The 19,935-nt window shown below is 60.1% G+C and carries 23 protein-coding genes; 12 read left to right on the top strand and 11 right to left on the bottom strand.

The window, feature by feature from the left end; translation table 11 throughout:
• Window positions 1-2: 2 nt before the first annotated feature.
• The 6 genes from SKP52_RS23730 to SKP52_RS24945 form a co-directional block, all read right to left on the bottom strand.
• Complete coding sequence (locus SKP52_RS23730; protein ID WP_052182085.1) at window positions 3-503, bottom strand: hypothetical protein; 501 nt, start codon at window positions 501-503, stop codon at window positions 3-5.
• A gap of 75 nt (window positions 504-578) precedes the next feature.
• Window positions 579-1,172, bottom strand: coding sequence for a ribbon-helix-helix protein, CopG family (locus tag SKP52_RS23725; protein WP_037511949.1), 594 nt, complete (start codon window positions 1,170-1,172; stop codon window positions 579-581).
• 122 nt (window positions 1,173-1,294) lie between these two features.
• Window positions 1,295-1,594 (bottom strand): RNA polymerase sigma factor, encoded by a 300-nt coding sequence (locus SKP52_RS23720; protein ID WP_037511951.1) that lies wholly within the window; start codon window positions 1,592-1,594, stop codon window positions 1,295-1,297.
• Entirely contained in the window at window positions 1,591-2,100 is a 510-nt protein-coding gene (locus tag SKP52_RS23715) for a hypothetical protein (protein ID WP_037511954.1), read from the bottom strand. The genes SKP52_RS23720 and SKP52_RS23715 overlap by 4 nt, the downstream gene beginning before the upstream one ends.
• A gap of 136 nt (window positions 2,101-2,236) precedes the next feature.
• Window positions 2,237-2,476: a sigma factor-like helix-turn-helix DNA-binding protein gene (locus SKP52_RS23710; RefSeq protein WP_148309296.1), complete on the bottom strand. Its 240-nt coding sequence runs from the start codon at window positions 2,474-2,476 to the stop codon at window positions 2,237-2,239.
• 44 nt (window positions 2,477-2,520) lie between these two features.
• Window positions 2,521-3,063, bottom strand: a complete 543-nt coding sequence (locus SKP52_RS24945; protein ID WP_052182086.1) for a hypothetical protein — start codon at window positions 3,061-3,063, stop codon at window positions 2,521-2,523.
• A gap of 915 nt (window positions 3,064-3,978) precedes the next feature.
• On the opposite strand from SKP52_RS24945, the gene SKP52_RS23695 reads away from it, so the two are divergent.
• From SKP52_RS23695 to SKP52_RS23660, 8 genes are all read left to right on the top strand, one after another.
• On the top strand, window positions 3,979-4,482 hold the full coding sequence (locus SKP52_RS23695) for a DUF736 domain-containing protein (protein WP_037554243.1): 504 nt from the start codon (window positions 3,979-3,981) through the stop codon (window positions 4,480-4,482).
• A gap of 113 nt (window positions 4,483-4,595) precedes the next feature.
• Window positions 4,596-5,564: an SLOG family protein gene (locus tag SKP52_RS23690; RefSeq protein WP_037554245.1), complete on the top strand. Its 969-nt coding sequence runs from the start codon at window positions 4,596-4,598 to the stop codon at window positions 5,562-5,564.
• Between the two features lie 28 nt (window positions 5,565-5,592).
• Window positions 5,593-5,937 (top strand): hypothetical protein, encoded by a 345-nt coding sequence (locus SKP52_RS23685; RefSeq protein ID WP_037554247.1) that lies wholly within the window; start codon window positions 5,593-5,595, stop codon window positions 5,935-5,937.
• 57 nt (window positions 5,938-5,994) lie between these two features.
• On the top strand, window positions 5,995-6,300 hold the full coding sequence (locus SKP52_RS23680) for a DUF7673 family protein (RefSeq protein WP_052182087.1): 306 nt from the start codon (window positions 5,995-5,997) through the stop codon (window positions 6,298-6,300).
• Window positions 6,301-6,408: 108 nt separating this feature from the next.
• Window positions 6,409-6,999 (top strand): hypothetical protein, encoded by a 591-nt coding sequence (locus SKP52_RS23675; RefSeq protein ID WP_037554248.1) that lies wholly within the window; start codon window positions 6,409-6,411, stop codon window positions 6,997-6,999.
• Between the two features lie 274 nt (window positions 7,000-7,273).
• Window positions 7,274-7,540: a type II toxin-antitoxin system Phd/YefM family antitoxin gene (locus SKP52_RS23670; protein ID WP_037554249.1), complete on the top strand. Its 267-nt coding sequence runs from the start codon at window positions 7,274-7,276 to the stop codon at window positions 7,538-7,540.
• Window positions 7,467-7,934, top strand: coding sequence for a type II toxin-antitoxin system PemK/MazF family toxin (locus SKP52_RS26345; RefSeq protein ID WP_141237237.1), 468 nt, complete (start codon window positions 7,467-7,469; stop codon window positions 7,932-7,934). The genes SKP52_RS23670 and SKP52_RS26345 overlap by 74 nt, the downstream gene beginning before the upstream one ends.
• Before the next feature lie 439 nt (window positions 7,935-8,373).
• The gene (locus SKP52_RS23660) at window positions 8,374-8,745 is read left to right on the top strand and encodes a single-stranded DNA-binding protein (protein WP_081933004.1); all 372 of its coding nucleotides are present in this window, start codon (window positions 8,374-8,376) and stop codon (window positions 8,743-8,745) included.
• Window positions 8,746-9,164: 419 nt separating this feature from the next.
• Here the strand turns inward: SKP52_RS23660 and SKP52_RS23655 are convergent, their stop codons facing one another.
• Both SKP52_RS23655 and SKP52_RS27165 read right to left on the bottom strand, forming a co-directional pair.
• On the bottom strand, window positions 9,165-9,425 hold the full coding sequence (locus SKP52_RS23655; RefSeq protein WP_037554250.1) for a hypothetical protein: 261 nt from the start codon (window positions 9,423-9,425) through the stop codon (window positions 9,165-9,167).
• Window positions 9,426-10,556: 1,131 nt separating this feature from the next.
• The gene (locus SKP52_RS27165) at window positions 10,557-11,222 is read right to left on the bottom strand and encodes a hypothetical protein (protein ID WP_228383962.1); all 666 of its coding nucleotides are present in this window, start codon (window positions 11,220-11,222) and stop codon (window positions 10,557-10,559) included.
• Window positions 11,223-11,225: 3 nt separating this feature from the next.
• On the opposite strand from SKP52_RS27165, the gene SKP52_RS23645 reads away from it, so the two are divergent.
• The 4 genes from SKP52_RS23645 to SKP52_RS23630 all read left to right on the top strand — a co-directional run bounded on the left by SKP52_RS23645 (window position 11,226) and on the right by SKP52_RS23630 (window position 18,163).
• A complete protein-coding gene (locus SKP52_RS23645) occupies window positions 11,226-12,905 on the top strand; it encodes a type IV secretion system DNA-binding domain-containing protein (protein WP_267128075.1) in 1,680 nt (559 codons plus the stop codon).
• 5 nt (window positions 12,906-12,910) lie between these two features.
• The gene (mobF, locus tag SKP52_RS23640) at window positions 12,911-16,144 is read left to right on the top strand and encodes a MobF family relaxase (RefSeq protein ID WP_037554295.1); all 3,234 of its coding nucleotides are present in this window, start codon (window positions 12,911-12,913) and stop codon (window positions 16,142-16,144) included.
• A 129-nt stretch (window positions 16,145-16,273) separates the two neighbouring features.
• Window positions 16,274-16,879, top strand: a complete 606-nt coding sequence (locus tag SKP52_RS23635; RefSeq protein WP_081933005.1) for a hypothetical protein — start codon at window positions 16,274-16,276, stop codon at window positions 16,877-16,879.
• 282 nt (window positions 16,880-17,161) lie between these two features.
• Window positions 17,162-18,163 (top strand): GSU2403 family nucleotidyltransferase fold protein, encoded by a 1,002-nt coding sequence (locus tag SKP52_RS23630; RefSeq protein WP_037554251.1) that lies wholly within the window; start codon window positions 17,162-17,164, stop codon window positions 18,161-18,163.
• Between the two features lie 24 nt (window positions 18,164-18,187).
• On the opposite strand, the gene SKP52_RS23625 is transcribed toward SKP52_RS23630, so the two are convergent.
• The 3 genes from SKP52_RS23625 to SKP52_RS23615 are packed head-to-tail and all read right to left on the bottom strand — an operon-like array spanning window position 18,188 to window position 19,775.
• Entirely contained in the window at window positions 18,188-18,385 is a 198-nt protein-coding gene (locus tag SKP52_RS23625; RefSeq protein ID WP_037554252.1) for a hypothetical protein, read from the bottom strand.
• Between the two features lie 47 nt (window positions 18,386-18,432).
• On the bottom strand, window positions 18,433-19,155 hold the full coding sequence (locus tag SKP52_RS23620; protein WP_141237227.1) for a hypothetical protein: 723 nt from the start codon (window positions 19,153-19,155) through the stop codon (window positions 18,433-18,435).
• Window positions 19,152-19,775, bottom strand: a complete 624-nt coding sequence (locus tag SKP52_RS23615; protein ID WP_095389291.1) for a hypothetical protein — start codon at window positions 19,773-19,775, stop codon at window positions 19,152-19,154. The genes SKP52_RS23620 and SKP52_RS23615 overlap by 4 nt, the downstream gene beginning before the upstream one ends.
• Window positions 19,776-19,935: the final 160 nt, after the last annotated feature.

Below are 19,935 nucleotides of genomic sequence, written 5' to 3'. Positions count from 1 at the left end.
CGTCAGTCCTCCGGGAGCAATTCTGACGGCAGAAATGGCGTCCAATGTTCGCCGAGCTCGAAGTGATCGCTGAAAGTCGCCGGCGGTCCCTCTGGTCTTGTCGTCCAATAGGGATTGTCCGCCTTTGCCGGTGTCAGCCCTCGATCGTCAGCCTCGACCCAGAGCATCGCCCGAGCAGCCATCAACTTCTCGAGCTCGCCGAACGACGTCGCGACCGCGAGCGGATCGCGGCCCGCGACCGTATACCAGAGGCAGCGCTGGTAGTCGTCGCCGGCACGGCCGAGGATGCTCGCCAGTTGCGCCTTGCCGTCATTTTCGCCGCGAACGATCCGTTCCATTGCGGTGCTGAGCTCGATGACAGCGCGCAGTCCCGCGATCGGATCGATACCGATGCTCGCGCCCGCAAGCGCGCGCACTTCCCACGCCTGCGTGTCGTCATCGCGAATATCGTAAAGCGCCGCATCGACATCGATGCCTTCCAGCCATAGATCCTGCAGCGCCATAATATTCTCCTCGTTTCTCTGCCGAACACGATATGAAGATCGGCATCTTATCAATTGGATCGCATCTGCGAATCCCTAATTCGCATCCGGTCGCACTCGTTTTTTATCGTCCGCCTCCAGCCGCGCTCGCGCCCGTTCAAAGACCACCGGAATTTCGTTGAAGGCGTCCCAGCCCGCTAAACCGCAATAATCATAAAATGCCTGCTCAAGCGGTGTCACCAGTGCATGTCTGTCGTCGGCCGCAAAACCGATTACTGCGACCACCTCCGGGTCTCTGGCATCACTGCCCCCGATGTAGGGGTTCGGCGCATATGCGACGCGTGACTTCTCGATCACCTTCCGCCGAAAAATCTCGTAGACTGGCTCGATCGACTGTTCCCAATCCATATTCCCGATCTCGACCAGACGAGCCTCGAATGCCTTGCGTACCGTGTCCAGCTTGGCAACCTGGACACCAACGAGAGCTTCATAGGCGTCCTGTACAGCCGACCCATATTCGCTCCAATCGTCCTGGAGCGTTTCCCATCGCCTCTCGTCGTCGGCCATGTTCTTCAGGTGAGCCGAGATCGCGTCGCGCGCGATCTCGGATTTGCTGCGACCGGATTTTTTCGCGGCGGCGGCCAACTCCGCTTCATCCTCGCGCGAAAGCCGGACATTGAAAATCGTCATTCGCATCTCCCGATGACAAGTCGGCCATGCGTAAGACAGATTTGGAAGCCCTGCAAGTTTGTATTACGCCCTCCACGAATCGGCATCCGATGCACGGAAGGTGCGAAAATGACGGTGCGAATTTAGCCAGGGGCCTCGCCAAACTGGTCGCAGATCGTCCACATCGAGACGAGAGCGTCGGCAATGCACAATTCGACGGTGCTGACATCTACCCCGACGCATGTCGCAATCTGGCGATAACTCAAATCATGTACTCCGTTGAGGAGATAGACCGATCGCGCCAGCGGCCAAACGAGCTGGATCGCGAGCTTCACTTGGTCGCGGATGTCCGGCGCTGGGCCGATACTCTGCGCAAACGCGGGATAGTGCCTCAATCTGACGTGCAGCCAATAATTGCGCGCGATGCGGTGATGCAAGATCATCGACCTGCTGCCTTGCCTTCGCCGCCAACCAGGTGCGACCGAACCGCTATCAGCAACTGCGAGACCGCGGTTTTAGCCGCGCCGGCGTCAATCGTTCCGGCATCGATGTGACCACCCATCGCCGGCGATCGCCATCGTCCATATGGCGACAGCAACGGGACAATTCGCGCGAAGCTATCGGAATCGAATTGCAGCCCGCCGGCCTTCGCAAAGAAGTGAGCTTTGCCGACGTCCAGTCCGATCCGGCGGCGACAATCCTCGTCCGTCCAACCATCCGCCACGACACACGCCGTCAGGGCGAGCTGCGATGCAATGCCCAACTGATAGAGCAGGTCGCCGGCGCGAACGAATTCTCCCTTCGGGAAAAACGCTCTCGCATTCTGCAGCCGCCACCGCGCAGCTTTGTGTTTTTCATTGTCGAGCGAACTCGGTTCAGCCGAAAGAGAGATCACGCCGACCATACCCGCGGCGATCGGCAATCCGCCAACAAATGTCCGCCGTTCCATTTGGCGCCCTCCAAGCTACGCGCAAATCGTGCACAAAGGAACGATCAGGTTCGGGGCGGCGAAGTCACCCCCTGTAAATTGTTATTCGAATAAATGAGGGGTAACATGAGGGTGAAGTTACGTCGGTTTCGGGCCTTCATTCGAATTCCCGGCGGACCATTCTGACCGACCACAATGCATCAGCGACACAGCGTTCGACGGTCGCCACGTCGACGTCGACCGCGATCGCGATCACCCCATATGGCAGCTCGTCGACCCGGTGCATGAGAAACACACGCCGCGCGAACGGCCACAATAGATCCATCGCCAGATCCAGTTGATCCAGGACAGGCGGATCGGCGCCGAGCCGGCGAGCATATTGCGGATAGCGTTTCACGCGAATCCAGAGCCAATAGGCGCGCGACAAACTATGATGCCATTTCATCGCTCCGCCCCTTCGTTGCTTACCCCGGCGAGCCGGCGCCTCACCGTTCCTAGCAAGCCGTCAAGCGTAGCGGACACTCGAGACGTGTTGATCGTCTCGATCGCCGGTAGATCGGCCGCGAAAGGACCACGCCATTGCCCATAGGGCGAGAGCAGCCCGGCCAGCTCGAGCATGGCGGGATCACGATGATACAAGCCGGCCTCGTTCGCTATCGCCAATGCCTTGTCGACGAAGAGGCCGATCCGCTGCCGGCACCAATCGTCCGAAGCGCCAAGATCGAGCAAATATGCGCCGATGCCGAGCTGGGCCACGATCCCCGCCTGATAGAGAAGGTCGTGCGGATGCCGATATAGCCCCGCGGCTACGCCCCGGTAGAATTCCTCCGCTCGCTCGAAGCGATCGGCGCCGCGGCCTTGCAGTCCACGCCCCCCATCGCTCACACTGTCGTCGATCGGCAATATGCCGGTCAGCAAAAGTCCTCCGCCGGCGCGCACAAGGCCCCGGCGCGACAAGCTCGTTGTCACGATCATCGTCTTCATCCTGCTGTTGTTCGGCCGCTGCCCGGCGAGGGCCTCAAACGACCGAGGTCAATGAAATCAGACTTTTCGCTGTCGCGCTATACCCAGAAAGGGGGGTGTGTCTAACGTCAATAATACGGCTCCGCCGAAGCCTCACTGGCGCGAATATCCCCCGACATTTCGTCTGGAAAGTGCGGAATTCTGCGGCTGATGGATTGGGGGAGGGTGTTGATCGGAGAATTGGATCGCGGAAGTGCGGGCCACCGACCGGCATCCGCCGATCGGTAACCTGCTCTACTCGCTAGGGCCGCGATTCTGCGATCGCGACCAAGCTCGCCGTGCCCCTGCGGGTCTCGGCCCTTCGGGTAACGATCAGGGGCACGGGAAGATGGTCGGCCGCCTTTTGGCGCCCGCAGTCGTTTTCGAGGCCTCGCCACGCTATTCGCGTGCCGAGGCGCCAGGGTGCGCGCAAACCTGTCCCGCTCCCTTCTACGCCGCCTTTCAGGCTCCCGGCGTCGCATCCGGCGGCGCGCGGGGACGCGCCCTGCGGGCGCTCAAGCAGAAAACCGGCCCTGCGGGCCTACGGTTTCCACCGCTACGCGGCGGAGCCTCCGTTTTTCAGCTTGCCCCGCGTTATCCCCCGTCTGCTTCTTGGGGCCTGCGACGGCGGCTCCGAAGGGGATGGACAGGTGAGGGCATTGCATCGCTTCCCCCGACCATAGCGGAACCGGCCCTGGTCGGGCCGGGCGATCTTCGCTGTCCGCGCTCCCGCGCGTCTGTTTGTTGCTCCGGCTCACCAAAGAGGATCGCAATTTCGTCAAGAAAACAATGAGATAGACCGCTATCGATGCCGCCGTTATTAAGTAATTGTCAAGACGGCAACTCTGCTTTGACTTTCTGAAGAGGGGCATCGCCCTAAATTTATGGAGATACTTCATGGCTAATATTGGCAACCTCAAGAAGAATAGCGATGGCGTTTTCATCGGTCGTATCGATACCGTCGCCTTTTCCAACGTCGTCGCGCTGCGTCCGGTCATCAGCCAAAACGAAGCGGCGCCGAAATATGAGGTGATGGCGCTGACCCCGGCACGCACCTGGGCCAAGGTCGGCGCGATGTTCGAGCAGATCAAGAAGTCGACGGGAGAAGTCTTCTATCAGGGCCGCATCGACGATCCGAGCATGGCGAACCCGATGGACATTGCGCTGTGGCATGACCGCGAAGGGGGATTTGCCGTCCTTTGGAGCCGTCGCCGTCCGCGTCGTGAAATCCCCGCGGGTCAGGCCGAACAGGACCTGCCGCCCGTCGGGCAGAGTTCGGACGATGGGATCAGCGGCGACTCCGGTCTCGGCGACAGCACCGCACCCGACGCGCCGCAGGGAAGCAAGGGCAAGGGCGCAGCAGGGAAGGGGGGTGAAACCGCCGACAAGGCAACCGCCTAAATGAAGGAGGCCGGGAGAGGGTCTAGCTCTTCCGGCCTCTCATGGCTGAACATTGGTCAATGTCCGCTTCGATGCTTATCCATTTTCCGAAGCGGCGAACAGGAAATTTCATCATGGCCCGCTTCGATAACTTCGCCGACCTTGCAGAACATTACGCCAGCCTTACCAGCGCCGACGCCTTCGCGGGCGCTTTCACCAGCGAAATTGCCGCCAGCCAGCTTTCCATCCACGACGAACCCACGGCCGACGACTTGCCCGACGGCGATGCAGCGCGCGCCGTTGCTGCCCACGTCACCGGCGAGATTTTCAACCTCTTCGCCGATACGCGCCTTGCACCTGTCGCACCTCGCATCGCTTGGGGGATCGTCAACAGCTTCCACAAGGTGGCGCAGCAGCTTTCACGCCAAGAGGATGACGCCGCGCGCGAGCTTGGCGAGCTGGCGCGCATCATGGACCCTTCCGAAATCCACGCGGTGAAGGTCGAGGAGACGCAGCGCCTTTGCCAGTCGCTTCATGAAGCCGTCGCGGCGATCTGCGCGATGCGCGACCACGCCGCCGAGATTTACCGCGTCGAATGCGGCCAGCCTTGGTCCGCTACCACCGGCAGCCGAACGGGCCGCACCTTGACCGCCTCGCAGATCGACGCGCGCGACTTTCTCGCAGCGCGCGCGGTGGAAAAACGGGAAGCACACGCCCCGACTGGTCCGGTTGTCGTTTTGTCGGGCGGGCAGGACTGGACCGAGCATAAGGCGCTTTGGGATCGTCTGGACGCGATCAAGGCCCGCATTCCCGCGATGACGCTTGTCACGACTGCGCAGCACAAGGGCGCCGACGCCATCGGCGCCGCATGGGCCGCAGCGCGCGGGGTGCCGCTTGTCGCCTTCCGGCTCAATCGCCAGCTTGGCAACCGCGCCGCGTTCGAGCGTAACCGTTCTATTCAGCGATTGCTGCCAGTTGAAGCCGTTATTTGCGAAGGCAGCGGCGTCCAGATCAATCTCGCGCAGAATCTTCGCGCCGCTGGCGTCCCGCTCACCATCTTCAAACACGCAGATTTTGCGATCCGCGATCAGGCTCACGCCTGATCGCATTTCGCCCACCCGGAGAATTACGATGCGCCTCTATCTGACCAGCACTGGCGAATGGACGGGAAATCAAAGTGACGCAGCGGGCTTGGTCCGCGCGAACGGCGGGACCTGGGAACAGATCGACGTTCCGACCGACAAGCCGGGCCTGATTGCTTGGCTCACCCAGCAGTGGACGCGTTTTCCGACGATTGCGGCACCGTCGGCGCCGATAACGGCGCCGACCGAAACCGACGCGCAGCGAGCGGAAAGCCTCCGCCGGATCAGCATCGAGGAAGAGATTCAGAATTGCGACCTTCCCCACCTCGCAGTGCTCGCGGAAAATGTCGCTTGGCGCTTCCACGAACTGGCGCGGGCCTCGAAAGACGATTGACCCCAAAAACTGACGACATTCGATTTTCTTGATACACGGGCCGAAGGAGCCGAACCGATGAATGTAGAAATTCTCGCTCACCCCGAGTTGAAGTCCGCGCTTAACCGCCTGATAGACCTTGCGCGCGCCGACACCGGCCAATCGGCCCGCGTCACGAATTTTCTCCTCGCATGGTGGGACGGCGACCAGTGGGGAAACTTCCCGCTGACTGACCTGTTCGGCGTTGACCGGGACGTTGCCGCTGACATGGCTACCGTCTTTGCGTTTCTCGGTCAGCATGGCGGGGCCGTCTACATCGATGCTTTCGGCGACCAGTATCGCGGTCAGATGGCCGATCTGGTCGACCGTTGGCGCCCCGACTAGGGCGCCTGCCGTTCGCGGCGCCACTTCGTAATTTTCCCAGCCCTTATTGTCGCAGCAGCCGTGGGAGCATCCACCCCAGCGTGGCCGCGCTGCGTCGGATATCGTGTTATGCGCTTCACACCCCATCAGGGAATCTATGCCTACGAGCGGACGAACCGGAAATTGAAGGCGGCGGAACGCCGCCTGCGTCTGGATCGCGAGAAATTCCCGCTCTTCGCCGCCGAGATCGCCGAGAGCCAGCCCACACCGGAGGAATTGCTCGACGCGCGCGGCAGAGCATTCGTCGAGAACCAGCAAGCGAACCGCGATCGCGAGGCTCGAAACTGGTGGCGCGCGCGCGCCGAGCTGCGCGCGATCGCCGAACCGGATCGCGCCGCATTCATCCGCTATTGGGGTCGCTGCAAATGTCCCGGCAACGCGTGCTATTTGCTGACCTACATCAATATGTTTCGTGACGGCCGACTGATCGTTCACGAGGGCGAGGTACGTCCGCGTAGCGATGTCGAATGGGAGCGTGATCGCAAAGCCAAGATCGCGGCGATGTCGGACCTCGAACTGGACGTGATGATCCAGACGCACATCAGTCCGCTTCTTGCCGAATGGGGCCGCGAGGAACGTCGGCGCCGTGCGGAATTGAGCGCGGCCGTCCCGCCCGCGCGCTCCAGCTCGATGCGCCGCAAGCGGCGCGGCGTGCGGTGATGACCCCCCGCGCAGTTCCGCGATGTCATCTTGCTGAAGCACGACGGCGCCGAGCTGGTCGGGCGGCTGTTCGACTAGTCGTCGCCCGCAGTGGATCCCGGCGTAGAGGGCCGAGCCCTCATGCCGTGATCCAGCCCGCACACGGGCGGGGGTTGAATTCTCACATTCCGTAGATTACGTATGTTGGCGATTCCGATGATGATGATGACTTTCGAGACGATGAGAGCCGCAAGGTTCAGTTTGCCAGCATGACGATGAAGATGATGAGGGAATCATGGAACTGCCAATCGAAAAGGTCACTTCCAGTGAGGTTTCGAAGCGCTTCGGCTTCTATTACGACGAAGCCATGACGCACCCCATCGGGATCGAGCGCAACGGCGCCACCCGCGTCGTCATGTTGCCCGCGTCCGAATATGAACGCCTCGCGCGCCTCGACCATATCGCTGTCACGCCCGAGGAATTGAGTGATGAAGCAACCCGAAGCCTCCGGACCGCCACGGCGCGCCCCGAAGCCGTCGCCCTTAACGAGCTCATGGACTGAGCCGCTCCCCACTGACGTCATCCAGTACGTGTATCTCTGGCGCGCCGAAAAGGAGCGCGGGCTTGAGGACGGCCGCAAGATTCGGCCCTGCCTCGTTCTCAGCACGTTCCGGGCTCGGGGCCAGCTACGCGTCATCACCGCGCCGATAACGACGCGTAACTATGACCCTGGCCTCTCGATAGCGATCCCGCCCCGGGTGACGGAGCACCTGGGACTGGACGACCGTTCGCGGATCGTATGGAACGACCTCAACGAGTTCACCTGGGTTGGACCTGACGTACGAGGCGCAGCTGACGGCTCGCCCTTCATCGGCATCATGCCCGAGGCACTTTGGCGGCGGGTGCTCGATAATGTAATCAGCGCCCGCATCAATCCAACGCACCGCTCCGAATAGCCAGTCTGCCCGATACTGTCGAAGGCTGTCCGATGCGCTGCGTCGCGATCGGCGAAGATCAGCAATCCGGCCCGACGGGTTGGCCGCTGTGCCTCCGATGACCGTGCGGACCAAAGTGCGGCGGTTCCACTTTCGCCCCCATCGGGGATCGATGCGCCACCATAGGCAGGACCGTCCCGATCGATCTTCAGCGAGCGCGGCCAGCCTGAATGGCTCCCTGCAGCTCGCCTCCTTGGGCGGCCTCGTTGCTGTCTGACGCACGTAGACAGCTCGCCCGCCTTTCGCGGGACGGGTCTATCGACCCTCAAGCAGAAAACCAGCCCTTTGGGCCTACGGTTTCCACCGCTGCGCGGCGGAGCCTCCGTCTTTCAGCTTGCCCGCGGCGAGCGGCCGCCTCCTCGAAGTGCGTCAGCAACGACACCACCCAAGGAGACAAGCCATGAAACAGAAAGCCGACTTCATCATCACTGGCCGTATCGGAAAGATCGACGCCAAGGAGAAGGTCGCGCACATCGATGTCGCCACCAAATATCCCTACAAGGACAAGGATGACAACTGGAAGGATCGCACCGTCTGGAACCGCGTCACGCTCTTCAAGAAACAGCATGAACGCGTAACAGAAATCGGCGTCGGCGACCTGGTGACCTTCGAAGGTCGCGTTGGACAGAGCAGCTACGAGCGGAACGGCGTTCGCCACTATAACGTGGACCTGACCGTCAACGACTTCACCATCGAGCGCCGGAAGGGCGAACAGGCGACGACCACGAACGATACGCCGCCCGCTGAAGACGACGATCACGTTCCCTTCTGAACCTCTCGGGGCGGCTACGTCCGCCCCTTCAGTTTTCCCAGGAGACGCATCATGGAAACCGAACTCTACGACGATTATCGCGCGCTCGCATATGACGCAGGGATCAGATCGAGATGAATTTCGACGATCCCGACGAACAGCCAATGTTCGCCTTTGCCGAGAGTCTGGCAGTAAGGTCAGCCAACGGCGAAGATCTCCCGACGCCATTTAACGAACACCCATGTGTGGGCCGGCGACGACCGACCCTTTCGCTTTGCAAGCCGCGCGCCTGTGACCGCCTCGCTCACGGCGGGAAGGTGCCCGCCGGTTCGCATCGGCGGCACGCGGCCCTTCGCCATTTGCGCATCTCTCCGGGTATAGGCACGATCGCCTTCACTCGTTGCCTCGGTTTGCTCGCAACCAGCACATCGCCGATCGCCTCAGAGCGTGTCCAACTTCTCCGCGATCCTCTTTGCGCCATGCTTCTCGATCGCCTTCGCAATGGCCGTAGCTTCGCTTCGATCCATCCGGGCAATCTTCACCTTTCCCAGTGCGGCGAGAAGTACATCACGTCCCGCATCGCGCTCCGCTTCGCGGGCTCGGCGTTCCGCTTCCGTCACCCGCGCAAGTTCGGCTTCCAGCTCTGCGCGTCTCGCCGCAATCGCATCCAGATTGCCTTCGATTTTCTTCGCCCTTGGCATCGTTTTACTCCGCTTCAGCCTATCCAATCTTTGCGCACTGCTATCACGATACGGGCGATAATCCAGCACCGAAACAGGTACACGACGTCTGTCCGCGGCGTTACGAAATCGGACAGGGAATGGACACGGAAGGGTGCCGGTTTGACTCCCCGCCGGCGACAGAATGAGTTGCGTTTTGGGTTCACGCTTCGCGCTCCCAAAACGCAATGCGCTTGTTGGCGATCGGTCCAACAGGGCGTCGCGATCGATCGGTCATCCGACCAAGCGGATGATCCATATCGTGGTTCCAGCAGGCAACCTATTCGGCATCGTCAATCAAACGAGCGTTGCCGATTACGCTGCCCGCATGCGGACAAGCGATCAGCAAATGTCTGGCGGGGCTAGCGCCTCATGCAGGCCTGAACTCTCGTGCCCGAACCGGGCACGAATGTGCCCAGATTACAGGCAAGCTGACGGGCTATGCCCGGATTCCCTCCGATAAGCAGAATGAGAGACCCGCTTCGGGGATATCTCATTCTGAGATGCACACGGTATGCGGCAAGCCGCAATTCGCGAAGCTCAAAACCCAGCGGAAACGCAGGGAAATGTGAGGGTGCATAACGCACCCGAAGGGGTGCATGTGCCACCCTATATCGGGGTGCAATCGACACCCGCCAAAAGTGGCGAATTCCGGTCGGTTTGAAGACCTGATCGGGGTGCAAATTGCACCAGCAATTTCTGCGACTGTCGGCCAGCTTGACCCTAGTTCCGGTCGCTGATATCCGAGTTTCGCCTTTCGCAAGAACCCACCGCCTACCCCTGAGAGGGAGGGTGGTTTGGAATTTCATCGTCGTTCTGTTGCGCTCTCGCCTTCAGCTTGGCTTGCTCTAAACGAGCTCGCCAAGTCGGAAGGCATTACCAAGTCAGAGCTTGTCCGTCGCATCGTAAACAGCTTCCTGGCGGACCGGGATCGTCCCCAGTTCAATCCGCAACGGATGGCTATCATATGCGAGTATGTGCAGCTCGTTGCCGATGAATGGGTGAGGACGAACGCGCCTGATCGGCGTGACGAATTTCTCGCAATGGTGGATGCACGAATGGACCGTCACCATGACAGATAGGCCGTCACGCCCCCGCCATCCGCGCTCATGGTCAAGTCACGGCGAAGCCAATCGCAACTCTGGCAACTTCACCCGCGGTTCGCAGCTCATAGGGCATCAGTTCTCGATGTGGTGGCGCGGCGCGCGCGTGCCCTTGTTCGTCTGGTTCGGTCTGCTGGCCGCATTCACCTGGGTCAAACTGACACTCATTCTCGATGATTATGAGTTCCAGATGCTCGGCACCAAGGCGCTCGCGGCAACCTGGGACTTCATTGGCCTCGACGAAATGAAGCGCGCCAACGTCACGCTTCGTGACGGTAGCATCTATCCAACCTACATGGGCTATGTTCCCTATATCCCGGACGTGCAGGTTGCGTGGGCAAAGCTGATGAACGCCTTGTTCGGAAGCTTGTTCTTCGCGAGCGCCGGCGCCGGGGCTTTCGCGTTGTGGTTCATTCCGTGGGCACGCGATCGGGGAGAGTCCATTCTTGCCGATCACCACGAACGCGGCGTGGAGATCGTCGAGTATGACGTTCTCAAGATGATGCTCGATCGTCATAACCTTGACCGCGTTCGGACTCGCGCGAAGGAGGCGTTCCCCGATTTGACGCTCGCTCAGGTCGAAGCCTTGCCGCTTGCGGAGCGCAAGGCTGCGGGGGTCATCTTTCCGTACAAGATTGCGACGTTGCCGTTCCCTTATGGCTTCGAACAGAGCCATGTCATGCTCACGGGCACGACAGGCACGGGCAAGACCACGCTCATTCGCCAGCTCGTGGCGCAAGCGATAGAGCGGGGCGACCGGTGCGTGCTATTCGATCTTACCGGCCATTATATGGAAGCGTTCTACGACCCCGATCGGGACCATGTTCTGAACCTTAATGACGCGCGCTGCGAGTCATGGTCGCTGTTCAATGATTGCGAATCTCGCAGTGAATTCGTGAACGCCGCGACAGCACTTATTCCCGCCGACCATGGATCGGACGGAGGCTTTTGGGAGAAGGCCGCGCGTACCCTGTTTGTCGAAATGTGCGATAATCTGAAGAAGAAGGGGAAGGGAACGAACCGGCACCTCTCAGATGAACTGTTGAAGGCGAGCCTCAAGAAGATCTACGAAAGCCTAAAGGGCACGGTTGCCGATCCGCTCATTTCTCCCGACGCGGCAAAGATGGCGCAATCGATCCGGGCCGTGCTCAACGCCCATGCTGAAAGCATCCGCTTTCTGCCCGATAACGGTGAGCCGTTCTCCATCAAGAATTGGGTCGAACGCGACGATGGTAAAGCGTCGATCCTGTTCATCACGGCGCGATATGCCGATCTCGATATGTCGAAGTCGCTGCTGACGCTTTGGATGAATATCGCGATCAATACGATCATGACGCTCCCCCATTCGCGCCAACTTCGGACCTGGTACATCTTCGACGAATTGGCGGCGCTCCACAAGTTGCCGGCTCTTGAGCGCGGGCTTCAGACAGCACGCAGTTTCGGCGGCGCGTTCGTTCTTGGGCTCCACAATTTTGCCGGGCTCCGGGCCCCATATGGTGAGGATGGCGCCCGCAATATCATCAGTTTGACCAACACGAAGATCATGCTTCGCACCACCGATCGGGATACGGCCGAGGAATGCTCGCGCCTGATCGGGTTTCGCAAAGTTCGTACAATGGACGAATCCTACAGCTACGGCGCGCACCAAACTCGCGACGCGTCGACGATCTCGCCGACGACCAAAGAGGAAGCGCTGGTGATCGCCGATGACATCACCAGCCTTCCCAATCTCAACGCCTATGTTCGGTTTCCCGAGAAGTTTCCTGCGACTTTAGTGTCGTTCCCCTATGTCGGCTTTTCGCCGGTTGCCGAAGGGTTCATCAAGGCTCCGGCGCCGCCCGAGCTGGAGCCGATCGTAGAGGACGATAGTGAAGGCGATGGGGAAGAGGGGGGCGGTCAGGACATCGCGAACGACCGTCCCGAACCCGGAACCACTTTGGCGGCGGAATGGAGCGGCCGTCCCGAAGCCGCAGACCTGCAGGAGGGGCGCGGGATCCGCGCGCGCGACGTACTGGATGTTGGTCGTGGGAGTTCGGATAGTCGGTCGGATCTGATCGGGGAGCCAGTCAATCTGCATCCCGCCGGTTCATTGGCCAAGCGGTCGATCGACGACGTTGCGCCGAATGGTGCCATCCCTCGCAATGCGGCCACCGGCAGTAGCGGCCGGCAGGATGCGCTTTCCTATAAGGAGCGGCTTCGCGGCGCCAAGGATCCGACTGAAGAGCGAAGTGGCGAACTGGCCCGCCGCGAATCCCGGATGGACTTCGGGGAGAGTGAGCATCGCCGCGCCGGCGGTGCCGAGCTCGGCGCTGACGGCATGGCCCGCGGCAGCGACGACCTCGGCATGGACATGGATTGAGCGCGATGACGGTTTCGATCGGCAAAGTGCATTCCGCGGGAGGGGCCGCGGCCTACTTCGCGGCGGACAATTATTATACGGCCGAACAGTCGGAAGCCGTGTCAGCCTGGGCGGGGGAGGGGTCGAAGGATCTCGGACTGTCTGGGACCGTCGATACCGCCACGTTCGAACGCATCCTGAACGGCGAGCTGCCTGACGGAAAGCAGATCGGCGATCCAGCGACACGCGTCAGCGGTCGCGACTTCACATTTTCGATGCCGAAGTCAGCCTCGCTCCTTGCGCTGGTTTCGGGCGACAAGCGGATCCTCGCCGCGCATATGGAAACAGTCAAACAGACGATGGCCTGGGCAGAGAAGAACCTCGCCGAAGCTCGCGTTCATGTTGACGGCAAGGATGTCGCTGTCCGCACCGGCAACCTGGTCTACGCGCTATTTCCGCATGACACGAGCCGGGCCACCGACCCGCAGAGCCATATCCATGCCGTCATCGCCAATCTGTCCCGGCTTCCCGAGCGATTCCGGAATCCCGATCGCGTCGACGAAAAGACCGGCGAAGACATCCGCGACGATGGCTGGCGCGCCTGGCACAACGGGACGATGTACAAGGCCAGCGCAACGCTCACCTCGATGGCAAACGCCATCCTCCGTGAGAAAGTCGAGGCGCTGGGCTATAAAACCGAGATCACGGGTAAACATGGCGCTTTCGAGCTTCTTGGCCCCAATGGGGAGAAGATCAACAAGGAAGCTCTCGATGGCTTCTCCAAGCGCGGTAACGACATAAAGGCAAAGGCCGAGGAGCTCGGCGTACATAGTCCGGAAGGCCGACGCGCCATCACGCAGCGCACGCGCGATCCGAAGATGGATGCCGGCGATCGCGCGGAACTTGCCGAGCGTTGGCGCGCCGAGGCGCGAGACTATCGCTACAATGGCGACCAGATTTACGCCATGGCTCTCGAGAGGTCGCGGGATCGCAGCTCTCCGATCGAACGCGGAATATTGGCCGTCAGCACCGCCATTCGGGATAGTCGCGACCGCCTTGTCGACTATCTGAAGCGGCCCGAGGATCCATTGGTCGATTCCGGCCTCGCCAAACTGACACGCACGCCGGCGACCGCCCGAACCCAATATGCAACCGCGAGCGCCATTCGCATTTTGGGCGAACGCGAAGCCGTCTTCAGCACGGCCGACGTCATAAAGACGGCTGTGGATCTTGGCGAGAAGGGTGTGACGCCCGAACGCATCGAGCGCCGGATCGCCGAGCTCGTCGAAAAGGGCGAGATCGTCCCCGAAACTTCGCAACGGCTCGACAAAGCGATCGACATGATCACGACGCGGGAGGCGATCGAGCAAGAGCGCCGCATATTGAAGGCGATGGACACAGGCGCCGGTGAAGCGCGCCCGCTCATGTCGGCCGACGTCGCTCGCGACCGTCTGCAGGAGCTCGCGGTCCCGCGCGAGCTCAACACCGAACAGCTCGCGGCCGCGATCCAGATCGTCTCATCTCCAGACCGCATCGTGCTCGTCCAGGGCCGTGCCGGCGCGGGCAAGTCGACCATGCTTCAGCCCGTCGCCAAGGCTGAGGCCATCGATGCCACAGCGCGATTGATAGGCGCCGAAGACGCCAAATCGATCCTGCTAACCGCCGATATGCGCGGCGATGCGCAGGCCCTCGCTTTCCAGAACAAGATGGTCGCGGATCTGAGAACAGACACCGGAATGGAAGCGCGCACCGTCGACAGCTTCATCTATTCGAACGAGAAGTTTCTGAATGGCGAGGCGTCGGCCGAAGCCTTCGCCGCGCGTAAGGCCGACCTCGCCGGCACCTATCTTATCCTCGACGAAGCATCGATGATCTCGAACGAGCGGATGGACAAGCTAACCGCGATCGCGAACCTGATGGAGGTCGGCCGCCTCGCCATCATCGGCGACCGCAAACAGCTCAACCCGATCGACGCGGGCAAGAGTTTCTCGGTCATGCAGGCGCGCGCCATCCAGGACCAGCTTCCGGTCAGCGAGGTCAACATAAACATGCGCCAGAAAACCGAAGACATGCGCTTGGTTGCCGATCTCGCCGATGCCGGCAACGTGCGCGGCGCGATCGCGATCCTGCGGGATCGCGTCATCGAGAGCAAAACCCGGATCGCCGACGCCGCCGGCGCCTGGCTCGCGCTGCCGGCAGACGAGCGGAACAAGACCACGCTCCTGCCTTCGAGCCGCGATGGACGTGCGGAGGCCAACCAGATCATTCAGGAGGGGCTGAAAGCCGAAGGCACGCTGAAAGGGGACGGGCGCGTATTCAATGTTCGAGAGACTCTGCAGCTCACCCGCGAGGAGTATCGCTACGCCCGCAACTGGAAGGCAGCGCAGTTCCTCGAAGTCGGGAGTCGCGATAATGGGCTAGGTCTACCGAAGGGCGATTATTATATCGAGCGCGTCTTCGAAAACGGCCGCGTCGAACTCCGCGACATGCGCGGGCGCAAGCACCGTGTCGAACCGTCCAAGATCGACCCTGGCGGCAAGCTTAATCGTCTGAAGCTCAGCAACGAAAAGCGCATCGAGGTTCACGAGGGCGAGCGCATCCGCTGGACTGACAGTGATAAGCGCGATGGACGCGGCATGATCAACGCGACGATCGCCAGCATCGAAAAGGTCGACCGGGACGGAATCGTTGTGAAACTCGCCGACGGCGAGGTCCGCGAGCTGAAGAACGCCGACCCGATGCTCAAGCGCATGGATCTCGCCTATGCGATCAACACGCATATGGCACAGGGCATCACGAACGAGGCCGTATTCTCGGTTATGGGAGCGGGCGAGACGAACCTATCCAACGCTCGCGCCTTTCTCGTCAATCATACGCGGCAGCAAATGGATGTCAGGCTGTTCACCGACGACAAGGTCAAACTGATACGTCAGCTCGAGAGCAACCGCGGCGACAAGACCTCCGCACTCGAGGCGATCGGCGAGCTGGCGGTGGAACGCATCCTGTCTGGTAAAGACGGGGTACGCGACACATCGACCGGGGAGGAGGCGGACAAGCCGACTCTCGCTGACCTCGAGCGCAAACTCGATCTCGGCAACAGCCTTGATGTCGCTGCCGCCGCCACAGCGGAAAAACCCGAAACCAAGGAGACGGATATGGGCGGTCCCAGCCCCGCCGAAGGAAAGGGTGCCGGAAGGCCCGTGGCTCCAGCGCCGCGCGAAGAGCCTCAACTCGATCGGTCGAAAGGGCTTGAGCTGTAAATGCGCCGATCGCTCTGCCTTGGCCACGCTCAATAGAATGTCGGCAATGACACTTTACCCGCCGGCAAAGTGTCATTGATGACAAAGTGTTCGATTTCTTGGATTGGGGATTCACTTTTCGTTCTAGATATGCATGATTCTTACATGCTTCAGAACCTTGCGCAGCACGGCGATAATGGGCCGCCAGTGAACATGCCGACCATGATGGAAGCGTTGGCGCAAAACTCAGCCCGCCCGCGCTATGCCTTCATGGTTCTAAACCTCATTGCGAGTATCGCCGGCCCGGATGGAAGGGCGGGGCCGCTAGTTGTCACCGATGGCACTGCGGCGACCATTCGGGATTGGCTTTGCGACGCTTTGGCTCCCATGGGCTCTCGCGATCCGCGTCGTCAGGCGCTAGCTGCCCGCGTGAAATCTGAACTTTGGAGCACTGGGCGCCTCCCCACCGACGCTGTTGCCGCGAAAACCATCATCGACGACGAGCTGCGGCAGCGCATTCGTACGGCGGGAAAGGCCAACGTCAGCCGCGCAGTCTCGGACCTCGTGCGCGCGGGACTGCTGCACCGGCATTATCAAGGCTATCGCGTCGACCATTACAATCGCGGCGCGCGGCGCCAGGCGGTCTACACCCTGTCGCGGGTTGCACGCGAATTGCTGCAAACGGCGAGGGTCCGTCATTCGACGATCGGCGCGCCCCATCAAGACAGTTTGCCGCTTTTTTCGTACGCTCGCTAGTTGAGGTCGTGGCAATTGCTCCGGGACCAAAAAATGGCCCTTCGCACTTGCAACATAAACTGACGCTTCCCATATGCCATTCGCCTTTCAGGCATCCTCTCCCAAAACTTTTCAGGGCCGGCGTAAGCTGGCCCTTCTTTTATCCGCGTTCTGCTCGCATTTTGCCTGGGAACAGAGCGCTGCTATAATTGATCACAAGCTAGAAATTTAACATAATCTTTATTATCGAACAATTATTTATCCCACATTTGACAGACTTTGGAAATTGTGGGATAACTCCTCATGGACACCCTTCGCACCTTCAGCGATGAGCAATCCCGGCTTCTCGTCAACCTCCGGCAACGATATGAAGCCTGGGTCGTAACCGAACGCGCCCGGGCCGCGCTGCCTTATGATTTGCGCCGCAAGACAGTGGGCGAATATGAATATCTCTATCAGATCCATGATCGCAGCGGAAACGGCAAGTCGCTCGGTCGCATGGACGCTGCGCGGGAAGCCGAGTTCCAAAAATATCGCCAGCAAAAGGCGGAGCTGAAAGAACGTGGCGCACTACTGAGCGCCAAACTTGCCGAAAGCGCCGCTCTGTACCGGGCTCTGCGACTTCCCCTGCTTTCCAGCGATGCCGGTCCCATTCTTCGAGAATGCGATCGTCGCGATCTTCTTGGCTCGCACCTCCTCGTCGTCGGCACCAACGCGATCGCGGCCTATATGATAGAGGCCAATGGCTTCATTCTCTTGCCCGACGAAACCGAAGACTTCGATCTCGCCTGGGTCGCCGCCGAGCAAGACAATTCCGAACAAACCGTCTGGCAGATGCTGAAGACCGTCGACCCGACCTTCACAATCAACAGCGAGCGTGATTTCCAAGCACGGAATGCCCGGGCGTATGAGGTCGAGCTGCTCGTAGCGCCGTCTCGTGCCGAAACACTGAGCGACCGCGATCAACCGCGGCCGATTCCTTTGGAAGAGCAGGAGTGGCTGCTGCTTGGTCGACCGGTCGATCAAGTCGTCGGCTGCCGCGATGGGTCCCCTGCCCGGATCGTAGCGCCGGACCCTCGATGGTTTGCGCTCCACAAACTCTGGATGTCAGAGCAGGCCAAGCGCAACCCTCTTAAGCGTCCGAAGGACCGTAAGCAGGGGCTGGCGCTGCTCGACGCCGTCGTCGAGGCCATGCCACATTATCCGCTCGATGAGGCATTCGAAGCGGCGATCCCGCCCGATTTGCAAGAAATTTTCGAGAATTGGCAGAAAAATACCACGGCTGGACGCAAGTCCAATTGGTGATGTGAGAGCGCCTTTCGGAAGAGGTTATGCGGCTTTGTTTACGTCGTCGATCAGCGCCTGAACCTTCCCAATCGGTGTTTCGTCAATTGGCCGGATCGTCTCGCCGCAACCTTGGCATTCGACCGTTCGCCGCAAGCGCAACGTCTTGTAAGTGAGGTTCAGCACGAAACCGCATGCCGGGCAGTTCGCCTGCGCCCTGATGTCGTCCAGTTCGTTCGCCATAGGTCATAATACCACACTGATGGTGCCCCGGCTACGCAGCGATGTCCTCAGCCTTTGGTGATCTCGTTTAATTGCTTCTTTTCGTCGGGTGAAAGCTCCCAACGCTCAACCGTGTCAGGCTCGGAAAATTCTGCACCGATGCTGCACGTCGTGTTCGACCCGAGAACCATATAATGGGAAACTAGCAATATCCGACGCTTATCCGAGAGATTTTTCTGAAAACTGGCGATAAACGTCGTGCCGTCGAGATAGTAAGAATATTCACTACCCTTGGCTGTCTTGACGATTTCTACGCCCTTTTCCTTCTTCTGCTCGAAGGCTCCGAAGTCCTTCACGAGCCAATCAGCCGTCCGCTCATGGATGGCTCTACAATCTTCCAACGACATCTTCTGGTCCGGGTCGTCGATCATCTCGCGCTCGTATTTGAGCGAGATGTCGGTCAGTTTGTCAAACCGGTTGAAGGACAGCGCGAGCGTGTATGGGATGCCATCCACACTGGTGTAGGAGATAAGATTATTGTCGGGCGTAAGATAGCAGCCGCGCACGGCTAGTTCGAGCAAGCACCCTTTGACGGCTGCTGGATTGAAGCGGCTCAAGCCGGTCAGCCCGGTCGATTCTGCGAACGACATTCCAAACTTCAAATTGCCGTAGCCACCGATCCCGGAAGGTTTTGCGTTTTCCGATTGGGCGGCTGGTGCCGTGGACCCACAAGCTGCAAGAGCAAGTGCGATAGGTAACAGCCAACGAAAGCGGCGCGCAAAGCCCGTCACTTCCAATCCAAGCCTGCCGTGTCGAAGGCGAATTGCTGGTTACCCTGCTGGTAGAATTCGGCTTCGATGATGACCTTCTTCGACTTTTTCAGGTTGGCAAGAAATCCGGATTCGTTGCTGAGGAACGCGATGTCCGAACTCCCGTCGCTGGCACCGTCGCAAGCATAGCGCTTGATAGGCTGATCGTCGAACTTCACCGACACATGACCATCGCTGTAGCTACGGCAGAGGATTTGCCCTTTATCGACAAGGAACATCACGTTCAGTCCGTCAGTCGGGCGCTTGCGAACTTCAATATATCCGCTGACCGTTCCATACGGGAATTGAAGGTTCACTTCGTTCGAACTGGTCAGGCGCGCCGTTTTCGTGACGGTCCCGCGCATTTCGTCCATCTGTTCGTTGTAGGTCCACTTCGACGGCAGCGCAGAGGGCGCTGCGTCCTCACCCTTCGCGCTCGGCTCTGTCGTGCTGGCGACTGGATCACTTGCCGCCATTGTGGTGCTTGCCTTCGGATCAGCAAACGAGCCGACAAGGATCAGCGAGACGATCGCAGCTATGGCGAAATGCCAACGCTTGAGGCTCCCAATGTAGGGTTTGAAAACCCCGACGACAGCCGCCAAGAAAATGATCGCAAAAAGTCCTGACACATCCGCCCCCGCGTGTTGAATTCATCACGGAGCATTACCCGGACAGGCGTTAAAGGGCAATTACGTCGGCGACACAGATGCCGATGATCTTACAACCAGAATAGCTGTGTCCCGACGTTAAGGGAGGATCGGG

The sequence above is a fragment of the Sphingopyxis fribergensis genome, assembly GCF_000803645.1.
GTDB lineage: Bacteria > Pseudomonadota > Alphaproteobacteria > Sphingomonadales > Sphingomonadaceae > Sphingopyxis > Sphingopyxis fribergensis.
The sequence above is the reverse complement of the archived record's forward strand: the minus strand, read 5'-3'. Positions and strand labels throughout refer to the sequence as shown.

Bases quoted from the DNA above. Each gene is read 5' to 3' on its own strand.
- SKP52_RS23730 (WP_052182085.1), bottom strand. From the start codon at position 503: ATGGCGCTGCAGGATCTATGGCTGGAAGGCATCGATGTCGATGCGGCG.
- SKP52_RS23725 (WP_037511949.1), bottom strand. From the start codon at position 1,172: ATGACGATTTTCAATGTCCGGCTTTCGCGCGAGGATGAAGCGGAGTTG.
- SKP52_RS23720 (WP_037511951.1), bottom strand. From the start codon at position 1,594: ATGATCTTGCATCACCGCATCGCGCGCAATTATTGGCTGCACGTCAGA.
- SKP52_RS23715 (WP_037511954.1), bottom strand. From the start codon at position 2,100: ATGGAACGGCGGACATTTGTTGGCGGATTGCCGATCGCCGCGGGTATG.
- SKP52_RS24945 (WP_052182086.1), bottom strand. From the start codon at position 3,063: ATGAAGACGATGATCGTGACAACGAGCTTGTCGCGCCGGGGCCTTGTG.
- SKP52_RS23695 (WP_037554243.1), top strand. From the start codon at position 3,979: ATGGCTAATATTGGCAACCTCAAGAAGAATAGCGATGGCGTTTTCATC.
- SKP52_RS23690 (WP_037554245.1), top strand. From the start codon at position 4,596: ATGGCCCGCTTCGATAACTTCGCCGACCTTGCAGAACATTACGCCAGC.
- SKP52_RS23685 (WP_037554247.1), top strand. From the start codon at position 5,593: ATGCGCCTCTATCTGACCAGCACTGGCGAATGGACGGGAAATCAAAGT.
- SKP52_RS23680 (WP_052182087.1), top strand. From the start codon at position 5,995: ATGAATGTAGAAATTCTCGCTCACCCCGAGTTGAAGTCCGCGCTTAAC.
- SKP52_RS23675 (WP_037554248.1), top strand. From the start codon at position 6,409: ATGCGCTTCACACCCCATCAGGGAATCTATGCCTACGAGCGGACGAAC.
- SKP52_RS23670 (WP_037554249.1), top strand. From the start codon at position 7,274: ATGGAACTGCCAATCGAAAAGGTCACTTCCAGTGAGGTTTCGAAGCGC.
- SKP52_RS26345 (WP_141237237.1), top strand. From the start codon at position 7,467: ATGAAGCAACCCGAAGCCTCCGGACCGCCACGGCGCGCCCCGAAGCCG.
- SKP52_RS23660 (WP_081933004.1), top strand. From the start codon at position 8,374: ATGAAACAGAAAGCCGACTTCATCATCACTGGCCGTATCGGAAAGATC.
- SKP52_RS23655 (WP_037554250.1), bottom strand. From the start codon at position 9,425: ATGCCAAGGGCGAAGAAAATCGAAGGCAATCTGGATGCGATTGCGGCG.
- SKP52_RS27165 (WP_228383962.1), bottom strand. From the start codon at position 11,222: ATGGCTCTGTTCGAAGCCATAAGGGAACGGCAACGTCGCAATCTTGTA.
- SKP52_RS23645 (WP_267128075.1), top strand. From the start codon at position 11,226: ATGCTCACGGGCACGACAGGCACGGGCAAGACCACGCTCATTCGCCAG.
- mobF (WP_037554295.1), top strand. From the start codon at position 12,911: ATGACGGTTTCGATCGGCAAAGTGCATTCCGCGGGAGGGGCCGCGGCC.
- SKP52_RS23635 (WP_081933005.1), top strand. From the start codon at position 16,274: ATGCATGATTCTTACATGCTTCAGAACCTTGCGCAGCACGGCGATAAT.
- SKP52_RS23630 (WP_037554251.1), top strand. From the start codon at position 17,162: ATGGACACCCTTCGCACCTTCAGCGATGAGCAATCCCGGCTTCTCGTC.
- SKP52_RS23625 (WP_037554252.1), bottom strand. From the start codon at position 18,385: ATGGCGAACGAACTGGACGACATCAGGGCGCAGGCGAACTGCCCGGCA.